The organism is Paracoccus sp. pheM1 (assembly GCF_018499825.1).
Classification (GTDB): Bacteria; Pseudomonadota; Alphaproteobacteria; order Rhodobacterales; family Rhodobacteraceae; genus Paracoccus; species Paracoccus versutus.
Genome location: NZ_JAGXCX010000002.1, coordinates 913,008 through 938,622, shown reverse-complemented (window position 1 = coordinate 938,622; position 25,615 = coordinate 913,008). Strand labels below are relative to the sequence as shown.

23 protein-coding genes and 1 pseudogene are annotated in these 25,615 nt (G+C 62.7%); 17 read left to right on the top strand and 7 right to left on the bottom strand.

The features are described from left to right. The first annotated feature begins 461 nt into the window (after positions 1-461). Positions 462-1,676 (top strand): M24 family metallopeptidase, encoded by a 1,215-nt coding sequence (locus tag KF941_RS18735; protein WP_214274194.1) that lies wholly within the window; start codon positions 462-464, stop codon positions 1,674-1,676. Positions 1,677-1,732: 56 nt separating this feature from the next. Here KF941_RS18735 and KF941_RS18730 read toward each other — a convergent pair whose 3' ends face one another. After that, complete coding sequence (locus KF941_RS18730) at positions 1,733-2,512, bottom strand: creatininase (RefSeq protein ID WP_214274193.1); 780 nt, start codon at positions 2,510-2,512, stop codon at positions 1,733-1,735. Positions 2,513-2,612: 100 nt separating this feature from the next. Between KF941_RS18730 and KF941_RS18725 the strand changes: the two genes are divergently transcribed. From KF941_RS18725 to KF941_RS18705, 5 genes are all read left to right on the top strand, one after another. Then, positions 2,613-3,506, top strand: coding sequence for a LysR substrate-binding domain-containing protein (locus KF941_RS18725; protein WP_036752790.1), 894 nt, complete (start codon positions 2,613-2,615; stop codon positions 3,504-3,506). Between the two features lie 116 nt (positions 3,507-3,622). After that, on the top strand, positions 3,623-4,750 hold the full coding sequence (locus tag KF941_RS18720) for a spermidine/putrescine ABC transporter substrate-binding protein (RefSeq protein WP_214274192.1): 1,128 nt from the start codon (positions 3,623-3,625) through the stop codon (positions 4,748-4,750). A gap of 61 nt (positions 4,751-4,811) precedes the next feature. Continuing rightward, positions 4,812-5,657 (top strand): ABC transporter permease, encoded by an 846-nt coding sequence (locus KF941_RS18715; protein WP_214274191.1) that lies wholly within the window; start codon positions 4,812-4,814, stop codon positions 5,655-5,657. A 13-nt stretch (positions 5,658-5,670) separates the two neighbouring features. Continuing rightward, the gene (locus KF941_RS18710; RefSeq protein WP_214274190.1) at positions 5,671-6,489 is read left to right on the top strand and encodes an ABC transporter permease; all 819 of its coding nucleotides are present in this window, start codon (positions 5,671-5,673) and stop codon (positions 6,487-6,489) included. Next, positions 6,486-7,580, top strand: coding sequence for an ABC transporter ATP-binding protein (locus tag KF941_RS18705; protein ID WP_214274189.1), 1,095 nt, complete (start codon positions 6,486-6,488; stop codon positions 7,578-7,580). Before KF941_RS18710 ends, KF941_RS18705 begins: the two co-directional genes overlap by 4 nt. 564 nt (positions 7,581-8,144) lie before the next feature. Here KF941_RS18705 and KF941_RS18700 read toward each other — a convergent pair. Next, positions 8,145-8,508, bottom strand: a pseudogene (locus KF941_RS18700) (transposase); the annotation flags it as partial. A 185-nt stretch (positions 8,509-8,693) separates the two neighbouring features. On the opposite strand from KF941_RS18700, the gene KF941_RS18695 reads away from it, so the two are divergent. From KF941_RS18695 to KF941_RS18665, 7 genes are all read left to right on the top strand, one after another. Then, positions 8,694-9,527, top strand: coding sequence for a transporter substrate-binding domain-containing protein (locus KF941_RS18695; protein ID WP_214274188.1), 834 nt, complete (start codon positions 8,694-8,696; stop codon positions 9,525-9,527). A gap of 9 nt (positions 9,528-9,536) precedes the next feature. Further along, a complete protein-coding gene (locus KF941_RS18690; protein ID WP_214274187.1) occupies positions 9,537-10,202 on the top strand; it encodes an amino acid ABC transporter permease in 666 nt (221 codons plus the stop codon). 40 nt (positions 10,203-10,242) lie between these two features. Next, a complete protein-coding gene (locus tag KF941_RS18685; protein ID WP_214274186.1) occupies positions 10,243-10,863 on the top strand; it encodes an amino acid ABC transporter permease in 621 nt (206 codons plus the stop codon). Further along, entirely contained in the window at positions 10,860-11,582 is a 723-nt protein-coding gene (locus KF941_RS18680) for an amino acid ABC transporter ATP-binding protein (RefSeq protein ID WP_072463590.1), read from the top strand. Before KF941_RS18685 ends, KF941_RS18680 begins: the two co-directional genes overlap by 4 nt. Before the next feature lie 255 nt (positions 11,583-11,837). Beyond that, positions 11,838-12,818 (top strand): cupin domain-containing protein, encoded by a 981-nt coding sequence (locus KF941_RS18675; protein ID WP_214274185.1) that lies wholly within the window; start codon positions 11,838-11,840, stop codon positions 12,816-12,818. Positions 12,819-12,951: 133 nt separating this feature from the next. Then, positions 12,952-13,317 (top strand): MarR family transcriptional regulator, encoded by a 366-nt coding sequence (locus KF941_RS18670; RefSeq protein ID WP_214274184.1) that lies wholly within the window; start codon positions 12,952-12,954, stop codon positions 13,315-13,317. Between the two features lie 292 nt (positions 13,318-13,609). After that, on the top strand, positions 13,610-14,809 hold the full coding sequence (locus tag KF941_RS18665; protein ID WP_214274183.1) for an MFS transporter: 1,200 nt from the start codon (positions 13,610-13,612) through the stop codon (positions 14,807-14,809). Between the two features lie 58 nt (positions 14,810-14,867). Here KF941_RS18665 and KF941_RS18660 read toward each other — a convergent pair whose 3' ends face one another. From KF941_RS18660 to KF941_RS18640, 5 genes are all read right to left on the bottom strand, one after another. Beyond that, entirely contained in the window at positions 14,868-15,650 is a 783-nt protein-coding gene (locus KF941_RS18660; protein ID WP_214274182.1) for an inositol monophosphatase family protein, read from the bottom strand. 24 nt (positions 15,651-15,674) lie between these two features. After that, positions 15,675-17,366 carry a putative 2-aminoethylphosphonate ABC transporter permease subunit gene (locus tag KF941_RS18655; RefSeq protein ID WP_214274181.1) on the bottom strand — a complete coding sequence of 564 codons (1,692 nt, stop codon included), beginning with the start codon at positions 17,364-17,366 and terminating at the stop codon, positions 15,675-15,677. Beyond that, positions 17,363-18,472: a putative 2-aminoethylphosphonate ABC transporter ATP-binding protein gene (locus KF941_RS18650; RefSeq protein ID WP_214274180.1), complete on the bottom strand. Its 1,110-nt coding sequence runs from the start codon at positions 18,470-18,472 to the stop codon at positions 17,363-17,365. Before KF941_RS18650 ends, KF941_RS18655 begins: the two co-directional genes overlap by 4 nt. A 63-nt stretch (positions 18,473-18,535) precedes the next feature. Then, positions 18,536-19,564, bottom strand: coding sequence for an extracellular solute-binding protein (locus tag KF941_RS18645; RefSeq protein ID WP_214274179.1), 1,029 nt, complete (start codon positions 19,562-19,564; stop codon positions 18,536-18,538). Positions 19,565-19,724: 160 nt separating this feature from the next. Further along, positions 19,725-20,516, bottom strand: a complete 792-nt coding sequence (locus tag KF941_RS18640; RefSeq protein ID WP_214274178.1) for a DeoR/GlpR family DNA-binding transcription regulator — start codon at positions 20,514-20,516, stop codon at positions 19,725-19,727. A 108-nt stretch (positions 20,517-20,624) separates the two neighbouring features. Between KF941_RS18640 and KF941_RS18635 the strand changes: the two genes are divergently transcribed. The 4 genes from KF941_RS18635 (at position 20,625) to KF941_RS18620 (ending at position 25,610) form a co-directional block, all read left to right on the top strand. Beyond that, entirely contained in the window at positions 20,625-22,328 is a 1,704-nt protein-coding gene (locus tag KF941_RS18635; RefSeq protein ID WP_214274177.1) for a GMC family oxidoreductase N-terminal domain-containing protein, read from the top strand. Between the two features lie 171 nt (positions 22,329-22,499). Further along, positions 22,500-23,573, top strand: a complete 1,074-nt coding sequence (locus KF941_RS18630; RefSeq protein WP_166435432.1) for a substrate-binding domain-containing protein — start codon at positions 22,500-22,502, stop codon at positions 23,571-23,573. A gap of 32 nt (positions 23,574-23,605) precedes the next feature. Continuing rightward, positions 23,606-24,403: an ATP-binding cassette domain-containing protein gene (locus tag KF941_RS18625; protein WP_214274176.1), complete on the top strand. Its 798-nt coding sequence runs from the start codon at positions 23,606-23,608 to the stop codon at positions 24,401-24,403. A 49-nt stretch (positions 24,404-24,452) separates the two neighbouring features. Further along, the gene (locus KF941_RS18620; protein ID WP_240540488.1) at positions 24,453-25,610 is read left to right on the top strand and encodes an inner-membrane translocator; all 1,158 of its coding nucleotides are present in this window, start codon (positions 24,453-24,455) and stop codon (positions 25,608-25,610) included. Positions 25,611-25,615: the final 5 nt, after the last annotated feature.

Here is a 25,615-nt window from a genome sequence, read left to right as displayed (position 1 = left end):
CCCTGAACTTGGTCAACTCGACCGACGACGGATCGCGGCCCTCGTCGGACTCGCACCACATGCCAATGAGTCGGGGCGCCGCCGCGGTATGGGGTGGACGTGCTGCGATCAGGCCGGCTCTCTATCTAGCAGCACTCACCGCCAGCAGGTTCGACCCGCGGGTTCCACGTCTTCAAAGAGCACTTCCTTGCGTCCGGAAAGGCCAGGAAGCTCGTCATCGTCGCTTGCGCGCGTAAATTCCTGACTGTGCTCAACGCGATGATGAGAACCGGAACGGACTACCGAGACGCAATCGCCTAAAACACAGTTCCTACTCAGGAGTTGGTGCCTCCGGCAAACCCGGCGCGGTTCACTGGCGCAGCCCCTCATTCGTCCAAATCCTGGGATTATCAAAACAAATTTTAGTCCCGCTGCAGCGGCGGATAGCCTCGTCCCCAGCAAACCGATGGAGGACGGATCCGATGACCGACGACATGCTTCATGTCATGGAATGGCACAATGGCGAGAAGGATTATTCCCCCTTCTCGGATGCCGAGATGCAGCGGCGCCAGGACGACATGCGCCGCTGGATGGCCGAGAACGGCGTCGATGCGACGCTGTTCACCTCGTATCATTGCATCAACTATTACTCGGGCTGGCTCTACTGCTATTTCGGCCGCAAATACGGCATGGTCATTACCCAGGATGCGGCGACGACGATCAGCGCCGGCATCGACGGCGGCCAGCCCTGGCGGCGCAGCTTCGGCAACAACGTCACCTATACAGACTGGCGGCGCGACAATTTCTATCGCGCGGTGCGGCAGCTGACCCCCGGCGTCAAGCGGCTGGGGATCGAGTTCGACCACGTCAACCTGGACTTCCGCCGCCAGCTGGAAGCGGCGCTGCCGGGGGTGGAGTTCGTCGATGTCGGCCAGCCCTCGATGTGGATGCGCTCGATCAAGTCGGCAGAGGAACACAAGCTGATCCGCGAGGGCGCCCGCATCTGCGACGTGGGCGGCGCGGCGGTGGCCGCGGCGGTCAAGGCGGGCGTGCCCGAGCACGAGGTCGCCATCGCCTCGACCAATGCCATGATCCGCGAGATCGCCGCCTCCTTTCCCTTCGTCGAGCTGATGGATACCTGGACCTGGTTCCAGTCGGGCCTCAACACCGACGGCGCGCATAACCCGGTGACGAACAAGAAGATCAAGTCCGGCGAGATCCTGTCGCTGAACTGCTTCCCGATGATCTTCGGCTATTACACCGCGCTGGAACGCACGCTGTTTTGCGACAGCGTGGACGATGCGAGCCTGGACATCTGGGAAAAGAACGTGGCCGTGCATCGCCGCGGGCTGGAGCTGATCAAGCCCGGCGCGAAATGCAACGAGATCGCGCTGGAGCTGAACGACATGTATCGGCAATGGGATCTGCTGAAATACCGCAGCTTCGGCTATGGCCACAGCTTCGGCGTGCTTTGCCATTATTACGGCCGCGAGGCAGGGGTCGAGCTGCGCGAGGACATCGAGACCGAGCTGAAGCCGGGCATGGTGGTCAGCATGGAGCCGATGGTCATGCTGCCCGAGGGCACGCCCGGCGCCGGCGGCTATCGCGAGCATGACATCCTGATCGTGACCGAGGACGGGGCCGAGAACATCACCGGATTCCCCTTTGGTCCCGAGCATAACATCATCCGCAATTGACCCGGCTGCGGGCAGGAAAGGGGCGGGCCCGCGATTGCGGGCCCCTTCCGCCTTGGTCAGGTGCCGAACTCGGCCCGCAGCGCGGCGACGATGCCTTTGGTGCAGACCTCGAGCAGCAACTCGCCCTTTTCGGCCGAGGCGTCCTTGGGCGAGGAAAGCGTGCCCGGCGCGGGCGTCCATTCCGGCTTGACCGGGTAGACGTCATAGGGCGGGAAGCTGGCCGGCGCGACATCCACCGCCCGCGACAGGTCCACGAATTGCGGGTAGAGCGCCAGCATCAGCGATGTCTCCAGCACGCCGCCATGCTCCAGATCCCAGCCGGGAAAGCCTTCGGGGTAAAGCCGGGCGATGTCCGCTTCGCCGACGAAATCCCAATAGGACAGCACCACGATCTTCATGTCGCGGATACCGTCCCAGCGCAATTCGCGCAGGGCCAGGTCGATGCCCTCGATGATGAACCAGGAATTCTCGAAATGCCCGTTCACCATGCAGATCCGGCGCACGCCATGGCGGGCGAATTCCTTGATCACGTCGCGCAAGGCCGCGACCAGCGTGGCGCCGTCCAGGCTGGTGGTGCCGGGCAGGTGGTTGCCGCCGCCGGATTTCTGATGCGACTTGTAGCCATAGGTAAAGGGGGGCGCCACCAGCCCGCCGATGTCCAGCGCGGCGCGGCGGGCGAATTCCGTCGGCAACAGCACATCGACATGCAAGGGCATGTGATGACCGTGCTGCTCCATCGAGCCGATGGGGATCAGGATGGGCGTGGCGCCGTCCCTTACCGCGGCGTGGTAGTCGGGCCAGGCAAGCTCGGACGCGAATGCTGTCTTCTTCGGCATGATGCACCTTCTTGGGAAAGGGGGGATGCCGGAATTAGAGTTTCGCCTTGAATATAAATGAAATATATAGTCGCAATCCTTGCATTGCGGGGGCAAATCCATGGCTGGGATCACCAATCTTCCGACCGATCTGTTGCGCAGCTTCATTGCTGTGGTGGAACTGGGCGGCCATTCGCGGGCAGGCGCGGCGCTGGGGCGCAGCCAGCCGGCGATCTCGCTGCAGATCCGCCGGCTGGAGGAACTGGTGCGCGCTCCGCTCTTGACGCAGGAGGGCCGCAACATCCTGCCCACCCCGGCGGGCGAGGCGCTGCTGAGCTATGCCCGCGAGATGCTGCGCATCAACGACGAGGCGGTCAGCTATTTCCACCGCTCGGACAAGACCGGCGTGTTGCGCATCGGCCTGCCGACCGATTATGCGGTGGCGTTCCTGCAAGGCACGCTGACCCGCTATATCCGCGACCATGCCGAGGTCGAGCTGGAGGTGCATTGCGACCTGTCCCGCGAATTGCACCAGCACCTGCGCTCGGACGACCTGGACATCATCGTGGCGGTGATGCCGACGGCGCGCATGCCCTATCTTTCGCGCATGTGGACCGAGCAGCCGATCTGGGCCGCGGCCGAGGACTTCCATCCGGCCGCCCATGCGCCGGTGCCGCTGGGCGCCCATCCAGAGGGCTGCGACTATCGCGCCCGCATGATCCAGGCGCTGGACGCCGTCGAGCGGCGCTGGCGCATCGTCTATACCGGGCCGGGCATCTCGGGCTTGCAGAACGCGGTCAGGAACGGGCTTTGCGTGACCGCCCTGACCCGCGCCACCATGCTGCCCGGCATGCGCATCCTGACCGAGGCCGAGGGATTCCCGGCGCTGGAACCCTTGCGGGTCGGGCTGTTCTACAAGCATCCGCGCCTGTCGGCGGCGGGGTTGCAGCTGGTCAGCGATCTGGTGGCCGACCTGGACAGCGTGGGATCGGGCATCCATGCGGTTTCCGTGTGAAACCGGGGCCATAACGCCTGCAAATGTCAGGATTGGAAGAACCGATTTTGCATGGATGCCGCCTTCTCCTAGCCTGTCCATAGCAAACAATCAGAACAATCAGACAGGGTGATGAGATGACACAGGATGATCGGGGCGCGCGCCCCGCGCTGTCGCGCCGAGGGGTGCTGGCGATGGGTGCGGCGGCGCTGGCCACGCCGATGCTGTCGCGCCGGGCATTCGCCGCGCCGACGCAGCTGACCATGCTGGCCTGGTACGGCCATGCCGAGCCCGACATCGTGGCCGAGTTCGAGGCCGAGAACAACGTCAAGTTCGTGCCGAAATACTATACCGGCGGCGACAACATGCTGGGGCTGATCTCGCAAAGCCCGCCCGGCACCTTCGACGTGATCCTGTCCGATGCGGAATATGTCCAGCAGCTGAACGCGGCCGGCTATATCGAGGCGCTGGACCCGGCCGACTATCCCTTCGACGAGTTCTTCCCGGAATTCCAGAAGTTCCCCGGCCATTGGGACGGCGACACGCTGTATTCCGTCATCACCCGCTTCGGCTTCCTGGGCGTGGCCTACAACACCGACGCACTGACCGAGGCGCAGGCTTCGACCTATGACGTGTTCTGGGATCCGGCGCTGAAGGGCAAGGTCGGGCATTTCGACTGGCACCTGCCGAACCTTGGCCAGGTGAGCCTGCTCAACGGCAATGCCAGCCCCTATGACATCGACGGGGCGGCCTGGGATGCGGTCAAGGAAAAAACCATGACCCTGCGCCCGCAGATCGGCGGTTTCTTCGACTATGGCGGCACCTTCTCGTCACTGAACAACGGCCAGATGCTGGCCTTCGCCGGGATCGGCGACTGGATCACCGGCACGCTGGAGCGAAACGGCGCCAAGGTTCGCTCGATCATCCCCGAGCAGGGCGGCTTGCAGTTCACCGAAAGCTTCTCGATCGGCAAGGGCTCGTCCAAGGCTGAGCTGGCGAAGAAATGGATCCAATACATCACCTCGGCCAAGGGGCAGTCGAAATCGGCGCAGATGGCGGCCTATCCCTGCCTGATTCCCAGCCAGAAGGGCTGGGAGGTGCTGAACGCGGAAAATCCCGACGAGGCCCGGCGCCAGGGCATGGTGCTGGGGGAAAGCAACGTCATGGACCTGATCCGCTCGGGGCGCATCAAGTATCGCCAGCTTCCGGTGCAGCAATCGCTGGAAGAGTGGAACGACTTCTGGTCGGACTACAAGAGCGCCTGAGCCCGAGGTGGCCGGTGCAGCGCGCCGGCCGCGCCGCCCGTCCCCCGCCGGAGCTTGCTAGATGCGACGTCCCGTCTCGCTTTACGGACTGACTTTCTCTCTGCCGCTGCTGATCTGGCAGCTTCTGTTCTTCGTCTTCCCGCTGGTCTTCCTGGTCGCGCTCAGCTTCTGGACCGTGCGCAATTTCCGCCTGGAGGCGGGGTTCGACACGGTGAACTGGGTGACGATGTTCGGCCGCCCCGTCTTCTGGCAGGCTTACGCCACCACGCTGGCCATGGCGGCCGGCGCCGCGGCGCTGACCAGCGCGCTGGCCTTTCCCTGCGCCTATGCCATCACCTTCAAGCTGTCGCCCGCCGCGCGCCGCTGGGCGGTGTTCCTGATGGTGATCCCCTTCTTCACCAGCTATCTGGTGCGGGTCTATTCCTGGCAGGTCTTCCTGTCGGATGTCGGCATCATCAACGTCATGCTGGGCTGGATCGGGCTGGGCCCCTTCCGGCTGCTGAACACCATCGGCGCGACCATGCTGGGCTACATGACGCTTGGCTTTCCGCTGGTCGTGCTGCTGCAGCTGTTCAGCCTGGTCTTTGTCGACCGCACGCTGATCGAGGCGGCGCATAACATGCGCTGCGGCAGGCTGCGCACGGTGTTTGCGGTGGTCATCCCCTCGGCGCGGGTCGGGCTGGTGATCGCGGCGCTGTTCAGCTTCATCCTGTGCTTTGGCGATTTCGTCAGCCCGATCTATCTGGGTGGGGGCGATCCGACCACGCTGTCCATCCTGATCACCGACACCACCAAGTCCGGCCAGCAATGGCCCCGCGCGGCGGTGATCGCGCTGACCATGATCGCGACGCTGATGGTCGTGGCCTTCCTGGCCGTCCGCTTCGCCTACAAGGGGCGCACGAAATGAGGGGTTGCACGAAATGAACGAACAGAACGAACTGAACCGCAATCCGCTGATCGACGCGGCGCTGAAGCTCTACGTGATCCTGGCCTATCTGTTCGTCTTCGCGCCGATCCTTGCCAGCTTCGTGTTTTCCTTCAACTCGGACCGTTTTCCGTCGATCCCGCTGGGGCATTTCTCGACGGAATGGTATCGCGCCGTCGCCGCGGACCCGCTGGTCTGGGAGGGGCTGCGCAACACGCTGGGGGTCGGCGCGGCGGTGGGGGTGATCTCGACCGCGCTGGGGTTCGGGGCGGCCTATACGGATTACCGCTATCGCTTCTTTGGTAAGCAGGTCTACCTGGCGCTCGCGCTGCTGCCGCCCACGATCCCGGTGGTGATCATGGGGCTGGCGATGCTGGCTTACCTGTCGCGCATCGACCTGTCGGGCAATGCGCTGTCGGTCATCATCGCCCATGTGGTGATCTGCGCGCCCTTCGCCATGGCGGTGATCCGGTTGCGGCTGTCGCAGATGGACCCCTCGCTGGAGCCGGCGGCCTGGAACCTCGGCGCCTCGGAATGGGCGACGATGCGCCATGTCATCATCCCCTTCACCCGGCCGGCGATCCTGGGGGCGCTGTTCATCACCATGGCAGTCTCCTTCGACGAATTCGCCATCGCCTGGTTCGTGTCCGGCCTGAACGAGACGCTGCCGGTCAAGGTGCTGGGTTTCCTGCAGGGCCAGGTCAGCCCGCGCATCAACGCCATCGGCACCTTCGTCTTCGTGACTTCGATGACCCTCGTGATCCTGGCGCAGCTGCTGCTGTCGGGGCGCGGCCCCGCAACCGACAAGGAATGAATCCGATGCAAGAACCCCTGGTTTCCTTCGAGGGCGTCGCCAAGCGTTTCGGCAGCTATGTCGCCGTGCAAAAGATGGACCTGCAGATCCACAAGGGCGAATTCCTGGCCATCATGGGCTCGTCGGGCTGCGGCAAGACCACGACGCTGCGCATGCTGGCCGGGCTGGAGGCGCCTAGCGAGGGCGTGATCCGCCTGGCGGGCCAAGCCATCAACGACCTGCCGAGCTGGAGCCGCGACACGCCGATGGTCTGGCAGAGCCTGGCGCTGTTTCCGTTCCTGAACGTGATCGAGAATGTCGAGTTTGCGCTGAAGATGCGCGGCATAGGCCGTGCTGAGCGCCGGCGGCGGGCCGAGCAATGGCTGGAGCGCATGCAGATCGCCGAATTCGCCGACCGCAACATCGCCCAGTTGTCCGGCGGCCAGCGCCAGCGTGTCGCCCTGGCGCGCTCGCTGGTGGTCGAGCCCGAGATCCTGCTGCTGGACGAGCCCTTGTCGGCGCTGGACGCGGCGCTGAAGGTCAGGATGCAATCGGTGCTGAAGAACCTGCAGCGCGAGACCGGCATCACCTTCGTCTATGTCACGCACAGCCAGTCCGAGGCCTTTTCGATGGCCGACCGCGTTGTCATCATGAGCCGCGGCAAGATCGAGCAGATCGGCTCCCCGCAAGAGATCTATCGTACGCCGCGCACGCGCTTCGTCGCCGATTTCCTGGGCTCGTCCAACATCTTCCCCGGCCAGCTGACACGCGACGCGGGCGGCCGCGCAGCCATCGCCACCCCCAGCGGCGATTTCGTCCTTGCCGGGGGCGGGCGGGCGGCAACGCCGGGGCAGGCGGCCAGCCTGATCGTGCTGGATACCAAGATGCAGATCCATTTCCAGCCGCCGCCGGACGCCGTGAACACGATCGAGGCGCGCATGATCGGCGAGGAATTCATCGGCGCCACCGCCACCATCTATTTCGAAACCGGCGCGGGACAGGAAATACGGGTGCAGAAATCGCATGAAGAACTGGCTGATCTTCCGCTGGCCGTGGGCCGCTCCTTCCATCTGTCCTGGTCGCCCGCCGACGGCCATCTCGTGCCGGAATAGCCCGGGACGTGACGCGCCGCCGCCCCTGGCCGGCAGTCCTGACCGCCTTTCCCATGCCGGGGCCTATGGGCTGTTCTATGCCGGGCGGCTTTGTCCCCTTGCGCTTGCGGGAATTTCGGGCACGTCCCATCTGTCGTGTCGCGGGGACGGAAGTCTTCTCGCTGCTTGCCGGTCAGGGCCGGCATCAGGCAGGTGGCCTTGTGGGTGAGACGGGTCCGGCGTTTCCTGCTTCCGCGATCCGAAACCGCGTAGCAGGGCGGCTGGGCCTGCCTGGCGGCAACTCCTCCCTTATTGAGAGATCAGCGCCCTATGCCTCGCGGATCTCTCGTGGCCGTCTGCGAGGATTGCCTTTCTGGGGGGTCAGTTTCCCGACATGCGCTGTTCCGGCTTGCAGCTTGAGCTTCGGGAAGTTTCTACGGCTGGCAACGGAGTGGTTGTCTTCAAGGTCGATGATGACGCGGGAGGTTCTCATCTATGCGGTCGCTTATGGTAGAGCCGACTGGATCAAGCGTATGCATCCGGCGTAGGCCGTTGTTACGCAGCTTTTGCAGCAGGGCCGCCCTTTCAGTTCCAGGGCAGTAATTCTGGCAGGCGGGACAGGGGTGTGTCGGGCAGTCGCGCGAGCACATCGGCGAGCCAGGCCTGGGGATCGACGTCGCTTATTTGGCGGTGCCGATCAGGGAATACATGAAGGCGGCGCGGTCGCTACCGCGGGGCGAACCGGCGAAGAGCCAGGCTTTCCTGCCGAGGGCGATACCGCGCAGGGCCCGTTCGGCAGCATCGTTGGTAAGGCAGATGCGACCATCGTCGAGGAAGCATGTGAAGGCGCCCCAGCGGCCGTCTTCCTCGAGCATGTAGTGATGGCCTTGGCGATGGGGTTGTGCTTCGACATCCGGGCGCGTTTGGATCGCAGCCAGTCATGCAGATCGCCGAACCCAGCGCGACGGCCTGTCCCTCGAAGGCATGACCGGGATTGGTGGGTTGGGAACATATGGCATGCGTCCAATTGTGAAGTATTGACCTAAGTGAAGAAAACGTTTTCTATCGCAACATTGCGATTCAGAATCATCTGTGGTGGTCGCGATCAAGAGGGAGTGTGGAATGATTAAAATAATGAAAAATAAAGAGAAATTTTTTCAGTTTCGTCAAGTTTGCACAGTGCTTGGCATCGCGGCGCTTCCGCTTTTCCTAGTGGGGACCCCGACATTGGCGGACAAGCTGGATGATATCGTTTCCAGCGGCGCGCTGCGCTGTGGTGTGATGCTTGATTTCCCGCCTTTAGGCTATCGTGACGCCTCGGGCAACCCGGCCGGCTTCGATGTCGAGACCTGCAATGACATTGCCGCGCAGCTGGGCGTCAAGCCCGAAATTGTCGAGACCCAGGCGCCGCAGCGGGTGCCGGCCTTGGTTTCGGGAACGGTGGACATCGTCGTTGGTGGCACTACCCCCACCCTGGAGCGCGCCAAGACCGTGACTTTCACCGACCCCTATAACGTCGGCAAGCTGGTTGTCGTGACAGGCAGCGCCAACAGGATCTCTGGCTTTGACGAACTCAAGGGCAAATCCGTCGCATTGGTTCGCGGAACTCTGCCTGAAACCGCCTATCTGGCGGCCTGTAACGGTTGGTCCGAAGGCTGCAAGAACCTGTCGCTGGCGAACAATGCCGAACAGATCACCGCTGTGCGGCAGGGCCGCGCAAATGCAATGATCGAGACAAACTCGTTCATGTCTGCGCTGACGGCTTCGCCCCAAGGCGCGGACCTGGAGATCTGCTGCAACGTGCCCGGCTTTACCGACTGGACCTCGATCGCGGTGCCGAAAGGCGAATATGGTCTGCGCGACTGGTTGAACCTGTTCATCTTCTGGCAAGTAGACAGCGGTCGTTATGCCGAACTCTACCAGAAATACTATGGCACCGAAGCCCCCAGCCTGCAGCCGGGAAACTGAGATCGGGCAATGAGCTACAACTTTCAGTTCGGCATCGTCCTGGACGCTCTGCCCGATCTGATGCAAGGGGCCGCCTTGAGCCTGTCGATTGCCATCGTCACGATGGCGGTAGGCATCGTCTTGGCAATGCCCCTTGCCGTCGGATCATGGGATGGCAAGGGGCTAGTCACCTTCTTGTCGCGATCCTGGATCGAGCTTGCGCGGAATACGCCGTGCCTCGCCCAGATCTATTTTTTCTTCTACGGGCTTGGTGCCTTCGGCATCTTCCTCTCGCCTTGGCTCGCTGTCGGCATCGCGCTGTGCTTCAACAACGCGGGTTATCTGGCCGAGATCTTTCGCGGCGGCCTGAAAGGCGTGAACGCGAACCAGATGAAGGGCGCTCGCTCGCTAGGTTTCGGTCCTGTCGGCGCCTATCGTTATGTCGTCTTTCCGCAGGTTTTCACCAATACGTTCAGTTCGATCGGCAACCAGTTCATCTGGGCGCTTCTGAATACCTCGCTGGGCGCGCTGATCGGACTTTACGATCTCAGCGGCGTTGCTATGGATTACCAGTCCCGGACCTTCAAGACTTTCGAGTTCTTCCTGGCCATTGCGGTGATCTATTTCATCCTGGCCAAATTGGTGCTGTTCCTGGCGAACCGTTTCAAGCCTGGAGGCGCACGCCATGCCGCCTGACATGTTTGCATCGGGGATCGCCCCGCAGGACTATTGGCTGATGGCCGAAGGCGCATGGCGCACGATTCTGATGACGCTATCGGCCGGAGCGCTGGCAACGTTTCTGGGTGTGGCGCTGGGGCTGCTGAAACTCATGCCTTGGCGCGGGCTGCGACATTTGCTTGATACGGTGACCGACAGCCTGCGCTGTGTGCCCCTGCTGGTGCAGGTGACGCTGATCTATTCCGGGCTGGCGGTGCTGGGATTTCGCATCGGTGCGTTTACCGCCGGGACGGTCGCGCTTGGTCTTTTTGCCGCGGGCTATATTTCCGAGGTGGTGCGCGAGGCCGCGCAAGCCGTGCCCGGCAATCTGCGGCGCGCTGCGCGTGGCCTGGGCATGACGCGTTTCCAGGAATATTGGTATGTGGTCCTGCCCTTGGGCATCCGGCAGGGCTTTCCGTCCTGGTTGGGGATCATCCTGGGCATCGTCAAGGACACATCGGTCGTGGCGGTGATCGGCTATGTCGAGCTTCTGCGTGCAACGCAGAACATCATTACCCGGACGCAGGACCCGCTGCCGCTGCTGTCGCTGGCCGCCGTGTTCTATTTCCTGATCTGCTTTCCGCTCTCGATGCTGGGGCGGCGGCTTGAGCACATGATGAACGGAGGTGCCGTGCGATGATCGAGATCAAGCAGGTGCGCAAGAGCTATGGCTCGCTGGAGGTTCTGAAAGAGATCGACCTGACCATCGACAAAGGCGAGGTCGTCGTCATGATCGGGCCTTCGGGGTCAGGCAAGTCCACGCTGCTGCAATGCATCAACGGACTGGAAACCATTTCCTCGGGCGAGATCATCGTGGATGGCGTCAGCGTCTTTGACAAGGCGACGAACCTGAACCATCTGCGCCGTAAGCTGGGCATCGTCTTCCAAAGCTACAATGCCTTCCCGCACATGACCGTGCGCCGGAACGTAACGCTGGCTCTGACCAAGGTGTTGGGCGTGTCTCGCGACCAGGCCAATGCCATCGCCGAGACACAATTGCAGCGGGTCGGTCTTCTGGCCAAGGCCGATGTCTATCCGACCGCGCTGTCGGGCGGACAGCAGCAGCGCCTGGGTATTGCCCGCGCGCTTGCCATGGGCCCGTCATACATGTTGTTCGACGAGGTAACTTCGGCGCTTGATCCCGAACTGGTGGCCGAGGTTTTGGCAACTCTCCGCCAGCTTTCCGCTGAGGGGATGACGATGATCCTCGTGACCCATGAGATGCAGTTCGCCCGCGAGGTCGCAGATCGGGTGGTCTTTTTTCATGAAGGGGTGATCGCAGAATCCGGCCCGCCCGAGCAGATATTCGGCAACCCCAAGTCCGAAAGGCTGCGGGCCTTTGTTTCTCGCGCGGGCTGAGCGCTGCGACATTTACCAGGCGGCCCGATCATGTGCCCGAACGTGGTTCAGGAGGGCCATGCGTTTGCCAGGTATTATCGCCTGCAACTGCGCAGTCTTTGCCAAGCTCTTTGCCCGTGGGATTTCCGGCGGGCGCCCTTTTCAGCGTATAAATATATCTTTATTACATAAGTAACAAATGTTATTTATGTATCAAATATAGCTACCGCGGCAGAAATCATCGGGAAAGGAGACAGTCTGGATATCGATCGTCAGATGGAGCAGCACTTTGGCCCCAAGGCCATAATCTTGCCGGATGATGGGCCGCGCTTCCGTATGAATGGCAAGGGTGTCATCGGGCAGATCAAGCTCGGTCCCGGAGAATACCCACATTACAAGTTTACCGCAGTTCGCTTCGATTTGCAGCCGGGTGCAAAGCTCGATCTTCATGCCTCCCGCTTTGCCGGGCGCATGATTTATTGTCTAGACGGCGCGGGCACCATCATCCTGAACGGCGAACGCAAGCCCTTCGCCGAGGAGCATTTCGCCCATATCGGCGAGGGTCATCACGTCGCGCTTGAAAACACCGGTGACAGTGTGCAGCAAGTGTTCAGCATCGTCTTCGGCAGCAGCCCCGAGGCGCGTATCGATCTAATGCCCATCCAAGACGGCGAGCCGACGCTGGAATTCACCACCGATCTGCGTGCTGCCTTCGGTCTGTTGACGCTGACCGAAACCAAGGATCTGTCGGAAAGACAGAAGGGCGAGCTGGTCTATCAACTGCCGGACACTGGTCCGTCCTTCTGGCAGGCGAAGCCCAGTGTTGGTTGGGTAGAGGTGAAGCTCGCGCCTTTCACCCACAATGTCCATCATTACGGTTTGTTGATGCAGACGCTCTATCCTGGGGCGGCCGTGCGCGAACATGCTCATAACCAGTTGAACGAATTCTTCATCATCACCAAGGGGACCGCCAGAGCCGCGTTGGACGGCGTCGAAGCGATCCGTCCCAAGGGGTCGGTCATCGTCATCGGCCGCAACGTCTGGCACTGGTGGGGCAATGCGGGGGAGGGAGATGCGCAGAACTTTGCCGTCATTGATCCGCCGGGCGTCGAGGGGGCGCTGGCTCTTGCCGGGCGTCTACGTACCAAGGGCGAGAGTTGGCCTGACGATATCGTACGCAGTCCGGAGGCCGGCAAAATCCTGCATGACCGCTATGGCTTCGTGATCAAGGCCGGCGCGGCGGATGCGCAGCGGTAAGTATGGGCCGGATCTGTGGGGTCGGACGCTTGCACGGCCCTTCTAGCCTTGTGGATTGTGGCTGGTGTGCGGGGGAAGCTATAGCTGGGCAAGGCGCCGCGCACGATCCGAAATCATGAAGAGAAATCATCCGATGGCAGAGGCCCAGCCTGACCCCGAACTGCGCTATCGCCCGGTGATTTATCAGCTCCTGCATGTTTCGAGCTTGATGCTGAAGACACGCGAGCATTACGCCGCTACCGTAGGGGTGACCGCGCCGCAGTTCAGTGTGCTGACCGCAATCCGCGAATCCCCTGGCACCAGCGTGGGCGAGGTAGCCAACCCGCTGCTGGTTTCGGGTCTCTTCGTCACCACCGAGGTCGGCAAACTTGTCCGGGCGAGACTGGTGCATGAGCAGGCCTCCGGTCGTGATCGGCGCGTGGCCGGGCTGTTCTTGACCGATGAAGGGGTTGTGCGGCTGGATGCGGTGGAGGCGCTGTGTCGCGCGGCCAATGCATGATTTTTGATGGCATGTCCGACGCAGGGCTGCAGAAGCTTTACGCAAAACTGTGGGGCCTGACTCGTGGGTTGAGCCAGGCGCTGCACATGATGGGGGATCCGGCCAAGCGCGTCGCGGACTGATCTGTTGCTGATGCACGGAGTTCCTGTAATCGTTTAGGCGATTTATCAACCAGATAACCGCGAAATTTCATGGGGTAAGCTCGATACTGCTAATTTATTAAGAAAACGTTTACAAACTTCCGATTTATCCCTACATAGCCCTATCGGCCAGTTGGCAGGAGGGGACTAACATGATTGACAGATTTCCGGTTGCGCCGGCGATGCGTCGGGCGCGGATAGCGACGACCGCCGTCTTCTTCATCAATGGCATGGCGCTGGCGTTGTTCTTTTCCAACATCGCATTGCTCAAGGAGCTGATCGCGCTCAGCGATGCACGTTTGGGCACTGCGCTTGGGTTGCAGGGACTCGGGACCGTGATCTTCGTGGTCATTGGTAGCCTTGTCGCAACCAAGTTTGGCACCCGCGCCACCATGCTGTTTGGCGCGGTGTTGCTGGCACTAGCGCTCCAGGCCGTGGGCTTTGCCTCGCAGTATACCGGGTTCCTACTGGCGATCCTGGCGCTTGGCGCTTCGAACAGCTTCATCGACGTGTCAATGAATGCTCACGCCTCGCTGGTCGAGCGTGAGTACCGGACAGAAATCATGCCCTCCTTCCATGCCGCCTACAACTTCGGTGGTTTCGCGGGCGCCTCGCTTGCGGCACAATTGATTCGCGCCACCGGCGGCGCCTATTCCTCACTGACGTTTGCCGGCATCGCCATGGTTGCCGTGATTGTTGTCGGCTGGATCATCTTGGGCAATCTCAAGCCCATGATCGCGGAGAAATCAGAGGATCGTCGTCACACCGCTGCCGTAGTCCTGCGCTCGCCAGCTGTCCTGATCCTCGGCATTTTTGTCGCTATGGCGCTGTTCGTTGAGAACGCGATGAACGGCTGGAGCGGCGTTTATCTTAAGGATGTGGTCATGGCCGATCCGGCTACCGCCGCCACCGCCTTCGCCGCCTTCCAGTTCGCACTGGCGATCGGCAGGCTGCTCGGTAGCCCCGCCATCCGCCGCTTCGGCGCCGAACGTGTCGTGATTGGCGGCGGACTAATCGCTGCGGCCGGCGTGCTGCTGGCAGTCACTGTGGTTTCGCAGCCTACGGCACTGATCGGCTTTGCAGCCATCGGCCTGGGCTTGGCAAACTGCACGCCGATGTTCTTCACCCGTGCAGCTGCTGCCTTCCCTTCATCGCCGGCGCTTGGCATCGCGTTGGTCAACACCATCGGCTACCTGGGTTATATCGGTGGGCCGCTGGCGCTGGGTCTCGTGTCGGAAAGCTGGGGATTGAAGTCCGCCTTCTTGCTGGTTCTGGTCGCTATGATGGTCATCGCCTTCGGCTGCCGCCTTGTGACGGCGCTGAAATCTTCAGCCGAGATTGCTGCTGGATGATCCTGCTATCCAAGCAGTATAGACGCCCCGGGCCAGCGGACCGGGGCATTTCTTTTCGTCAGGCTGCCGAAACGCGGCGTAGCACGTCGTCAAGCAGCGCGGGATCGCCAAGCGCTACCACCTCGATGCCGGAATCCAGCGTCAGCGGCATGCCTTGCCAGTCGGTAACGCGCCCCCCAGCACCTTCGATGATCGGGACGATGGGCATGAAGTCCCAAGGCTTCATGCCCGAATCCACGATTACATCGGCAAAGCCCGACGACAGCAGGCCATAACTGTAGGAATCCCCGTCCAATAGCCGGTTCACCCCATGCATGCCATTCCAGACTGCCATCGGGTCGTTGCGCCACATGATGCCGCTACAAAAGAAAACCGTCGCATCCTTGACGGCGGTGCAGGATCGGGTGCGGACCTCGCTTCGGCGACCCTGCCGAATATGCGCGGTGGGCCAGCCATGGGCGCCGGACCAGCGCTCGTCCATGGCGGGGATGTCGATCACGCCAAGTATCGGCTTGCGGTGCCGGGCCAGCGCGATCAGGGTGCCGAACTGCGGATGGCCCGCAGCAAAACGATAGGTTCCGTCGATCGGGTCGAGGACCCATTGGTATTCCGCATCCGGGTTGTGAACCGGGAACTCCTCACCCACGATGCCATGGTCCGGGAACCATTCACGGATTGCATCGCGCATCATTGTTTCGACCGAGCGGTCGGCGATGGTCACCAGGGAGGTGTCGGCCTTGACTTCGGCGCCAATCTCGCCGCGGAAGAACTCCAGCGAGCGCGAGCGCGCCATATCGGCCAGATAGTTCGCCGCGAAGACGAACTCTTGGGGGCATTTCATCAGTCTTGTCCTTTATTTGCGGGGTCAGTGCCTACGCCAGGCTTGGCTGCGCGAAAAATATCGGCGCATGAACAGAGTTTTGGCGCCCATCACCAGTGCCGAGGTGGCGAAGATAGACACCGACATGGCGGCGGCCTCGGTCATCCGGCCGCTGTCGTTCCACTGCACGATGGCGATCGAAGCCAGCAGAGTATTAGCGGAGTAAAGAAAGATCACAGCCGAGACGGTCGTCATGGTGTTGACAAAGAGGTAGCCCCAGATGTCGACGATCGCGGGCATGCAGAAGGGTAGGGTGACGCGGCGCAGCATGACGTGGAAAGGCACCTTCAGCGAGGTCGCCACAACGTCCAAATCGCGGTCCAACTGCTTGAGCGCGGCGGTCGCGATGATATGCGGCACGGTGTAGAAGTGAATGATGCTCGACAGCACCAGGATGGCCATGGTGCCATAAGCGAAGTGCAGCGGATTGGCTGGGCTGTTGAAAAAGAAGATATAGGACAGGCCCAGCACCAATCCCGGCACCGCGACAGGCAGGGTCGCCATCAGTTGCAACAATGCCTTCGCTCCGTCCCACCCGCGTGTCCGTTCGATCAACCAAGCCCCGCCGAAGGTCAGTGCCGTCCCGAAGGTCGCGGTCAGAAATGCGAGGGTCAGCGAGTTGACGTAAAGGCTCCAGCCTGCCGTGCTTGCCTCGCCGAAGCGATAATTCTTCAGCGTCAGGCCAAGGTTGTAGGGCCAATAAGTCACCAGAGAGCCGAAGACGGCGAAGCCGATGATGACCAGCAGGCAGGCCGCGATCAGCAGGCAAAAGGCTAGGCAGGCCAAGTCACGGGTTTTCTGCGGCCGGATGTCCAGCGGCACCGATTGCGCGGTCACCGTGGCGACTTCGAACCTTTGCAGGAAGCGCTGGAGAGCAAAGGCTAGCACGGCCGGGATCAACAGGAAGATACCCACCACCGCACCCATGCCGAAATCGAACTGTGCCACGACCTGCTTGTAGATCTCGGTCGCGAGCACAGGATAGCTGCCGCCGATCACTGCCGGAACGCCGAAATCAGTAAAGACCTTGACGAAGATCGCCAATGCGGTCGAGATCAGCCCGTAGCGGATCCCCGGCAGCGTGACCGTGGTGAAGGTCTTGAAGGGCCCGGCGCGCAGGGTCAGGGCCGCATCGTACAGCCTTTGGTCTGCCATGGCGAGCGAAGTAGAGAGGATCAGTACAGCCTGTGGAAAGGAAAAGATCACCTCGCCGATGACGATGCCGATGGGACCATAGACGCTGTTACCCATCAGGATGCCACGTGCCAGTCCCTTTTCCCCAAGCAGAAAGACAAGCGCGATGGCCGGCAGCAGCGAGGGGGCCAGCAGCGGGATCATGGCAAAGCTGCGAAACAGGGGCCGACCCGGCATTCGACTGCGGGTCAGGCCATAGGCAAAACCCAGCGCAAGCAGAATGGTGATCGCGGTTGAGAGGAGGGCGATGAAGAAGCTGTTCCAAGCCGCCAGCGCCAAAGTCGAATCCCCAAGGAAACGCTGGAAATTGGTTAGGCCGATGAAGACGCCGTCGCTGTCGCGGGTGCTGCGGGACAAGAGCGCGTAAAGCGGTGCGATCAGCGCGATGAACAACACCGCCGCGACACACAGCAGCATGGTGCGCATGGCGCGGTCGTCCCCGGTTGCGGGGATGCGGATCGCTTGTGGTGTCTTTCCGCTCATCCCGCGCCTCCGTGAACCGGAAAGACATGCAGCGCGTCGGGTGGCAGATGTGCGCCGATGCTGATGCCTTCTGCAAGTTGTAGTTGTGCGAGCGTGGCAAGCGACAGCCTTGCACGCAGCGGTATGTCGCATAGCGTTGGCGCATGCAGGCGAACGACGGCCGAGGCTCCCGAGAATTCGACGGCATCCACCGTCGCCGTCACGGTGTTCGGGCCGGTTCCACTCTGGGTCAGCACCAGATCCTCCGGGCGGATGCCGATGGCGGTTGCACCTGTCGGCGCTCCTTTCCGCAGTTGGCCAAGCTCCAGCCGCTGCTGGCGGATGCGCACGGCGTCCTGCCCGTCCGACTGCCCGTCGATCAACGTCATGTCGCCGACGAACTCGGCGACGAAGCGGTTCGCGGGGTGGCTGTAGATGCGCTGCGGCGTATCGAATTGCTCGACACGGCCGGCGTTCATCACCACGATGCGGTCGGCCAGGGAAAGCGCTTCCTCTTGGTCATGGGTAACCATGATCGAGGTGACGCCCACGCGACGTTGCAGATCGTGCAATTCTTCGCGCAGGCGGACGCGGACGCGGGCATCCAGCGCCGACAACGGCTCATCCAGCAACAACAGACCGGGGGACATGGCCAGCGCTCGGGCTATGGCGACGCGCTGTTGCTGGCCACCGGACAGTTGTGAAGGATATTTCTGCGCGTGCTCCGCGATGCCGACCATCGCGAGCAATTCCTGAGCCCGTGTGCGGGCGTCCTTGGCCGAAACACCTGTATTGCGTAATCCAAAGGCCACGTTGTCGATCACCGAAAGGTTTGGAAACAAGGCGTAGGACTGAAACACGATGCCGAAGTCGCGCCGCGCGGGTGGCAGGAGCGAGATGTCTCGCCCGTCCTGCCAGATTTGGCCGGAGCTTTGCGGGTCGAGTCCCGCAATCGCGCGCAGGAGCGTGGTCTTGCCGCAGCCCGAGGGGCCGAGAAAGCAGACGAACTCTCCGCGCCGCACGGACAGCGATACGTTACGCAGCGCGTGATAGGGGCCATAGTATTTTTCGAGATTTGAGATCGTCAGATAGCCCTCGTCGGGCGCGGTGCCTGTCTTCTTGATCATGGGAAGGTCCGTGTGATGCGGGTAGCCGGCCTCTTGAGCGGCCACCCGAACTGGAGAAGAGGATCAGTTTTTCGGTGCGCTCTTGCTGCCGAAACGGTTCTTCCACTCGTCCAGCAAGGCCTGTTTGTGATCGGCCAGCCAGGTGTAGTCGATCAGCCGCATCCGGGCCTCTTCCTCGGCCGGATAGTTCGGAATGTCGGCATGCACACCCTTCCGCGCCACCACGGGCAGATATTTCGCGGTGATCTGCTGGGCCTCCTCGCTCATCATGAAGTCGATCAGCTTCTGCGCGTCAGCCACATTCTTGGAGCCTTTGACGATGGCATTGCCTTCGACCTCGGCGCCATTGCCTTCGGGCGGCAGGATGACTTGCAACGGCGCGCCCTGATTGATCTCCTTGACGCCGGGATAGGGATAGGAAAGGCCGATCAGCGTCTCCCCTCGCGCTGCCATCCGGCAGGGCGCAGAGCCGGAATGGACGTATTGCGTGACGTTGTGGTCCAGGGCCGTCATGAACCTCCAACCCTCCTCTTCGCCCATGACTTGCAACCAGTTGGCCACCATGGTCAGCGCCGTGCCCGAAGAGCCGGGGTCCGGCATGACGATCTTGCCGCGATATTTCGGATCGGCGAGATCCTTCCAGCTTTGGGGCGGCGGCAGGTCGCCGGCCTCAGCGGTGTTGAAGCAGATGGCGTTGGTCCATGCGTCCTGCGCCACCCAGGTCGGAACAGGGTTGACCTCGTCCCGCATACCCGGTTTCAGCTCGTCGAAGTCGGCGGGCCTATAGGGCTCCAGCATGCCCTGCTGGTCCAAAAGCACGAGTGCGTTGGCGGGAAGGGTGAAGATTGCATCGGCCCTTGGACTGTCCTTCTCGGCAAGAAGCCGGGCAACGATAGCACCACCGGAATCGCGGATCATCTGCAGGTCGATGTCTGGGTGTTTCGCCCGAAAGACGGGGATCAATTCCGTCACAAGCGCCTCGTCTGCGCCGGAATAGACGGTCAGTGTGCCCGCTTGAGCGCCCGCAGCAGAAAGATAGGCGGCCAGTGCGACAACGGTCGCGGAAAGCCCGCGACGGATTGCGGTGTTCATGATGGTTTCCCTGTCGTTGCAGCCGGTCAGGACGACCCGGCGATAGGTTTTTGCTGATCCCGGTGTCCGGTTTGGCCGGGCATCCCATTATGTTCTAAATCGAACATTTTGGATGATGCGTAGCCCTCTGCCGCTTGTCAATCGGTTTGTTCGTTTTCGATCAAAATGAGTGCAGGTTGATGCCGGCGGCAGAGACGCGGTTCATCAACCCGCGCGAGAGTCGTGCATTGGTAACGAAATCGTTGATTTTACTTATATCCATCAGCCGTTCAGGTGCCATGAATTCCAGCTTGGTGGCATCGACGGCAAGGATCACCCGACTGCTTGCTGCGACGGCGGCGGTGAGGATCGGCACTTCGATCGGGGTATCGATCGAGATGCCCCCGTCTTCGGATACGCCACCTGCGGTCATCACGAGTATGTCGAATCGCTGCTCTTGCAGCCATGGCGCCACCGACTCGCCGACGATGCTGTTGTCGCCGCCGCGCACCGTGCCGGTCGGGACATGCACGATGAAATCCTCGCGCTCGCTCAACTCGACGGCAATACGGGCGCTAGTCGTGGTAACTGTCAACCCGCGCCGCTTGCTGGCAAGTGCCTCGGCGATGATTTCCATGGTTGAGCCAGAGGCCAGGTAAACCGAGGATTCGTCATGCAGCAAATCTGCCACGATGTCGGCGATACGGCGCTTGGCGGCGGTATTCTGGCTGCGCCGCACTCGCCGCGTCATCGCGTCGAAGGGCACGGCGGGGGTCATGCCGCCATGACAACGTCGCACCCGACCAGTGGCCAAAAGATCGGCTAGGTCACGCCGAGCTGTCTGGGGCGTCACGTTGAAACGGCGCGAGATTTCTTCAACCGAGACATAGCCGGTCCTGAGCACCTGTTCGAGCAGCAACTCCTGCCGGCGCAGCTTCTTGTCGGCCCCGGTAAAAAGAATGCTGTCGCCCATCCGCTCGCTCTATGCTGCTATCCGTCGCGGAAATGATGGCCTCCCCTGACAGAATGTGCAAATGCGAAAAATTGTCCCCTGCACGAGGCTCCATCATGACTCATAGTCATGGGTCTACGCGCAGCTCAATCTTGCCGAAGCCCCGCGATTGGGACAACCATCCCGATGAATGATCCCGATCGGAGAATTGGCGTGAGCAGGGTAGGCGCAACGGAATACGATTTCATCGTGGTGGGCGGCGGTTCTGCTGGCTCGATCCTCGGCGCTCGGTTGAGCGAGCGGGGCGCGCGCGTCCTGCTGCTGGAAGCGGGTGCGGACAGGCATGTGCTGCCCTACGACCTGCCTTTCCTTGCGGCCAAGCTGTTTTCGTTCAAGGCCAACAACTGGGCCTTCGAATGCGTGCCGCAGAAGGGCATGAACGGGCGCACTCAGTTCTTTCCGCGCGGAAAGATGCTGGGCGGCTCCTTCATCTTCAATGGCGCGCAGTATATTCGGGGCAACCCCTCGGACTTCAACCACTGGGCGCAGCTGGGTAATCCGGGCTGGAGCTACGAGGACGTGCTGCCCTATTTTTGCAAGTCCGAGGATTACCGCGGCTCTCCAGGCTCTTATCACGGCACCGGCGGACGGCTAGCCGTGGCCAAGCCCCGGATGTGCAACCCGCTGACCGACATCTATCTGAAGGCTTGCGTTGAAGCCGGCCATCCGCTGAACGAGGATTTCAACGGCGCGTCCCAGGAGGGTTTCGGCCTCTATGATTTCAACATCATAGACGGTCGTCGCATGACAACGGCGCGCGCCTTCCTGCGCCCCGCAATGTCGCGCGAGAACCTGAATGTCGTGACCGAAGCATTGGTTCGCCGCGTGATCCTGCACGATGGACAAGCGGTCGGGGTCGAATACGAGCGCGGTGACAGGATCGACACCGCCATGGTCCGGCACGAGATCGTGCTGGCGGCGGGTTCGTTCAATTCGCCCAAGATCCTGATGCTGTCGGGGATCGGTGATCCGCAGGACCTGGCACCGCATGGTATCCCCATTGCCCATGCACTGCGGGGTGTCGGCAAGAACATGCAGGACCATGTGAACGTGTCGGTGGCGCACGCAGCCACACAGCCGATATCGTTCGCGCGTACGCTGCGGGTGCATCGACTGGCGGCGGCGATGCTGCAGGGCGTGCTGCTGAAACGCGGCCAGATTACACAAAGCCCGCTGGAGGCAGGGGGCTTCTTTTCCTCGCGAGATGGCGTGGACGCGCCCGAGTTTCAGGCGGTGTTCATTCCCTGGTATCCGGGCAGCGGGCTGCGCTTGTGGATGCCTTGGGCCGACAGGATGGAGGGGCACAGTTTCGTTGCCCATGTCTGGCCGAACCGGCCCGAGAGCCGAGGGCGAATGTGGCTGGCCTCGAATGATCCCAAGGCGCCGCCGGTATTCGATCCCAACTTCCTGTCGGAGGAATCCGACCTGGCACTGACCCGCGCGGCGATCCGCGAGACGCGCCGCATCTTTGCCCAGCCTGCTTTCGATGCGGTGCGCGGCGAAGAACTGGCACCGGGCGCGGATGTACGCTCGGATGACGAGCTGGACCAGTATATCCGCCAGAGCTCGGGCATCGGGCACCACACCTGCGGCACCGCCAGGATGGGACAGGACGCCATGGCCGTGGTCGATCACCAGCTGCGGGTCCGCGGCATCGGCGGGCTGCGGGTCGCCGATGCCTCGATCATGCCGACCATGGTCAGCGGCAATACCAATGCCGCCACCATCATGATCGCCGAGAAGGCGGCCGACATGATGCTGGCCGCGTCATGAGCCTGGCTCATGCAGCAATGACGGCGCGCCGCTTGAGCGCGCGCCGGGCCCGGCGCTAGCCTTTCCGGGCAACAGGACAAGCGGACGCCGGCACGGCCGGAAAAGACCCGCAACAATGGCCGGAGCCTGCCGCGCCGATCACTCAGCATGCCACATCGACAGGGAACGAAGATGAAGAAACTCCTCACCGCATCGCTCATGCTCGGCGCAAGCTGGCTGGGCGCCATGCCGGCCGCGGCGGCGGACGCGCTGGCCGGCACGATCTACTTGCTGGTGCCGAACGTCACCACCAGCCGGATCGCCAAGTTCGACATTCCGAACATCACCGCCGCGGTCGCCCGGCACGCGCCGGGGGTCGAGCTGAAGGTGCTGAACGCCAATGACGACATGCAGGCGCAGATGGCGCAGGCCGATGCGGCGCTGGCCAGCGGCACCCGCGGCATCATCCTGATCTCGGTCGATCCGCCGCGCTCGGCCAGCATCCTCGCCAAGGCCGAGGCCGACGGCGTGCCGGTCGTCACCTATGCCCATGATCCCGGTCCCGGTCCGGTCAGCTATCACGTCTCGGTGCCCTTCGCCGATATCGGCGAGGCGCAGGGCAAGTATCTGGCCGAGAACCTGCCCGAGAAGCGCCCGGTCAAGCTGGCGCTGATGCTGGGCGATCCGAAATTCGCCTTTTATGCCGAGCAGATGAAGGGTTTCGACAAATATCTCGAGCCGCTGATCGCCTCGGGCGAAGTCGAGATCGTCTGCCGGGCCGATGCGCTGCTTTACCTTGCCGCCAATGCGCAGAAGAACATGGAGCAATGCCTGACCCGGACCAATAACGAGGTCGATGGGGTCGTGGTCATGAACGACGATACCGGCGGCGGGGTGATCGCGGCGCTGGCGGCGCAGGATCTGGTCGGCGAGGTGCCGATCTATGGCGGCTACGATGCCACGCTGGAGGGGATCCAGCGCGTATTGCTGGGCTGGCAAAGGGCCGATATGGCGCCGCCCTATCAAGCGATGGCCGATGCGGCGGTGCAACTCGTGGTGGCCGCCGCCCAGGGTGAAGCTGCGCCGGAGGGGCTGGTCAACGGCACTTGGGAAAACGGCTATGCCGAGGGCGGCGTGCCGGCCCGGATCGAGCCGAATATCTTCATCACCCCCGAGAACGTGCAGGAAACCGTGATCGACGCCGGGCTCTATACCCGCGACGAGCTTTGCCGCGGGATCGGAAAACAGGCCGCGTTTTGCCAATGACGGCCAGGCGCCACAATCGACAGGGAATGGCAATGGCAACCCACACTCCTCCCCCCGTGCTTGAAGTGCGCAATGTCTCGGTTCGTTTCGGCGGGGTCGCGGCGCTGACCGATGTCTCCATGGCCGTCTGGCCCGGCGAGGTCGTGGCGCTGGTCGGCGACAACGGCGCCGGCAAGTCCACGCTGGTCAAGACCATCTCGGGTATCCAGCAGCCGGACTCGGGCGAGATCCTCGTTGCCGGTCGGGCCCATGCTATGAAGGGGCCGCAGGATGCGGCCGCTGCGGGCATCCAGACCGTCTATCAGGATCTTGCGCTCTGCGACAATCTCGACACCGTGCAGAACCTGTTCCTGGGGCGCGAGATCTGCCTGCCCTGGTGGAAGGGTCGCCGCATGGACCGCGCGCGGATGGAAAAGCGCGCCCGAGAGGTGCTGTCCGACCTGGACGTCAAGATCCGCGATACGCGAGTGCCATCCAGCTCGCTTTCGGGCGGGCAGCGGCAATCGGTGGCGATCTGCCGCTCGATCCTGGCCAACCCGCAGGTGGTTCTGCTGGACGAGCCTACCGCCGCGCTTGGCGTGGCGCAGCGCAAGCAGGTGCTGGCGCTGATCGAGCGGCTCAAGGCGCAGGGCAGGGCGGTCGTCATCATCTCGCATGACATCGGCGACGTGCAGCAGATCGCCGACCGCGTCGTCGTGTTGCGCCTTGGCCGCAAGGTGGCAGAGGTGACGCGCGGCGGCTACAGCCGCGACGAATTGATCGCCGCGATGACTGGTGCCCTCGACGCGGCCGAACTTGCCGCCCTGCGCAAGGAGCTGGCCCATGGCTGACCTGAGTTCGGACCCCAAGGCCCTCTCGGGCAGGACAGGATTTCCCCCCATGAACCGCCACGACCTGATGACGGCGCTGGCCACGCGCTGGCGCATGGTGCCGGTGCTGATCGCGCTGGCGCTGATCTGGACCTATTTCAGCTGGGCGAACCCGCTGTTCATCAGCCCCCGCAACCTTTCGAACCTGTCGCTGCAGATCGTGGTGACCGCCATCGTGGCGCTGGGGCTGATGTTCGTGCTGGTCATCGGCGAGATCGACCTGTCGGTCGCTGCCTCGGGGGCGGTCTCGGCCGCGATCTCGGCCGGGCTTGCGGTCAATGCCGGCGTGGATATCGGCATCGCCCTCCTGGTCGGCCTGGGCGTCGGTGCGGGGATCGGCGCCTTGCAGGGGGTGATCGTCACCTGGTTCCGGGCGCCTGCCTTCATCGTGACCCTGGGCATGTCGCTGATCCTGCAAGGCATCCTGCTTGACCTGCTGCCCGAGGGCACCAACCTGATCTCGCTGGTCGGCACGCCCTTGGGCAAGATCGCGACGCTGTATCTGTCGCCCGGCATGGGCATCGCGCTGCTTGGGGCGATGACGGCGCTTTATGGGTTCCTGTCCTGGCAGTCCTGGCGGGCGAGCCACCAGCAGGCGCTTGGCGGTTCGCTGCTGCGCGAGGTCTTGCTGCCCACCGCCGCCATCGCCATCGCGGGGGCAGCCGCCGTCGCGGTCTTCAATGCCTATCGCGGCGTGCCGGGTCTGGTCGCCTTCCTGCTGGTGCTGCTGGCCGCGTTTTCCTATGTCACCACGCAGACGCGTTTCGGCCTTTACCTTTACGCCGTCGGCGCCAATGCCGAGGCGGCGCGACGGGCCGGGATCTCGGTGCCCTTCGTGCGCATCGCCGCCTTCACCCTGACCGGGCTGTTCGCAGCGCTGGGCGGCATGATCGCGGCGGGGCGGGTGCTGGGGGTCTCGCCGGACTCGGCCGATACCACCTTGCTGCTGGAAGCCATCGCGGCGGCGGTGATCGGCGGGGTCAGCCTGTTCGGCGGGCGCGGCTCGGTCTGGGCGGCGCTGATCGGTGCCTTGGTCATCGGCTCGGTCTCGAACGGCATGCTGCTGATCAACGCCTCGACCCAGACCCGGCTCGAGGTGCAGGGCGCGATCCTGACCCTGGCGGTGGTGCTGGATGCGCTGCTGTCCCGCCGCGGCGGCGCGAGATAGCGCCG

What these genes read in the sequence shown, in the direction of transcription:
- KF941_RS18735 (WP_214274194.1), top strand. Translation starts at nt 462, where the DNA reads ATGACCGACGACATGCTTCATGTCATGGAATGGCACAATGGCGAGAAG.
- KF941_RS18730 (WP_214274193.1), bottom strand. Translation starts at nt 2,512, where the DNA reads ATGCCGAAGAAGACAGCATTCGCGTCCGAGCTTGCCTGGCCCGACTAC.
- KF941_RS18725 (WP_036752790.1), top strand. Translation starts at nt 2,613, where the DNA reads ATGGCTGGGATCACCAATCTTCCGACCGATCTGTTGCGCAGCTTCATT.
- KF941_RS18720 (WP_214274192.1), top strand. Translation starts at nt 3,623, where the DNA reads ATGACACAGGATGATCGGGGCGCGCGCCCCGCGCTGTCGCGCCGAGGG.
- KF941_RS18715 (WP_214274191.1), top strand. Translation starts at nt 4,812, where the DNA reads ATGCGACGTCCCGTCTCGCTTTACGGACTGACTTTCTCTCTGCCGCTG.
- KF941_RS18710 (WP_214274190.1), top strand. Translation starts at nt 5,671, where the DNA reads ATGAACGAACAGAACGAACTGAACCGCAATCCGCTGATCGACGCGGCG.
- KF941_RS18705 (WP_214274189.1), top strand. Translation starts at nt 6,486, where the DNA reads ATGAATCCGATGCAAGAACCCCTGGTTTCCTTCGAGGGCGTCGCCAAG.
- KF941_RS18695 (WP_214274188.1), top strand. Translation starts at nt 8,694, where the DNA reads ATGAAAAATAAAGAGAAATTTTTTCAGTTTCGTCAAGTTTGCACAGTG.
- KF941_RS18690 (WP_214274187.1), top strand. Translation starts at nt 9,537, where the DNA reads ATGAGCTACAACTTTCAGTTCGGCATCGTCCTGGACGCTCTGCCCGAT.
- KF941_RS18685 (WP_214274186.1), top strand. Translation starts at nt 10,243, where the DNA reads ATGGCCGAAGGCGCATGGCGCACGATTCTGATGACGCTATCGGCCGGA.
- KF941_RS18680 (WP_072463590.1), top strand. Translation starts at nt 10,860, where the DNA reads ATGATCGAGATCAAGCAGGTGCGCAAGAGCTATGGCTCGCTGGAGGTT.
- KF941_RS18675 (WP_214274185.1), top strand. Translation starts at nt 11,838, where the DNA reads ATGGAGCAGCACTTTGGCCCCAAGGCCATAATCTTGCCGGATGATGGG.
- KF941_RS18670 (WP_214274184.1), top strand. Translation starts at nt 12,952, where the DNA reads ATGGCAGAGGCCCAGCCTGACCCCGAACTGCGCTATCGCCCGGTGATT.
- KF941_RS18665 (WP_214274183.1), top strand. Translation starts at nt 13,610, where the DNA reads ATGATTGACAGATTTCCGGTTGCGCCGGCGATGCGTCGGGCGCGGATA.
- KF941_RS18660 (WP_214274182.1), bottom strand. Translation starts at nt 15,650, where the DNA reads ATGAAATGCCCCCAAGAGTTCGTCTTCGCGGCGAACTATCTGGCCGAT.
- KF941_RS18655 (WP_214274181.1), bottom strand. Translation starts at nt 17,366, where the DNA reads ATGAGCGGAAAGACACCACAAGCGATCCGCATCCCCGCAACCGGGGAC.
- KF941_RS18650 (WP_214274180.1), bottom strand. Translation starts at nt 18,472, where the DNA reads ATGATCAAGAAGACAGGCACCGCGCCCGACGAGGGCTATCTGACGATC.
- KF941_RS18645 (WP_214274179.1), bottom strand. Translation starts at nt 19,564, where the DNA reads ATGAACACCGCAATCCGTCGCGGGCTTTCCGCGACCGTTGTCGCACTG.
- KF941_RS18640 (WP_214274178.1), bottom strand. Translation starts at nt 20,516, where the DNA reads ATGGGCGACAGCATTCTTTTTACCGGGGCCGACAAGAAGCTGCGCCGG.
- KF941_RS18635 (WP_214274177.1), top strand. Translation starts at nt 20,625, where the DNA reads ATGGGTCTACGCGCAGCTCAATCTTGCCGAAGCCCCGCGATTGGGACA.
- KF941_RS18630 (WP_166435432.1), top strand. Translation starts at nt 22,500, where the DNA reads ATGAAGAAACTCCTCACCGCATCGCTCATGCTCGGCGCAAGCTGGCTG.
- KF941_RS18625 (WP_214274176.1), top strand. Translation starts at nt 23,606, where the DNA reads ATGGCAACCCACACTCCTCCCCCCGTGCTTGAAGTGCGCAATGTCTCG.
- KF941_RS18620 (WP_240540488.1), top strand. Translation starts at nt 24,453, where the DNA reads ATGAACCGCCACGACCTGATGACGGCGCTGGCCACGCGCTGGCGCATG.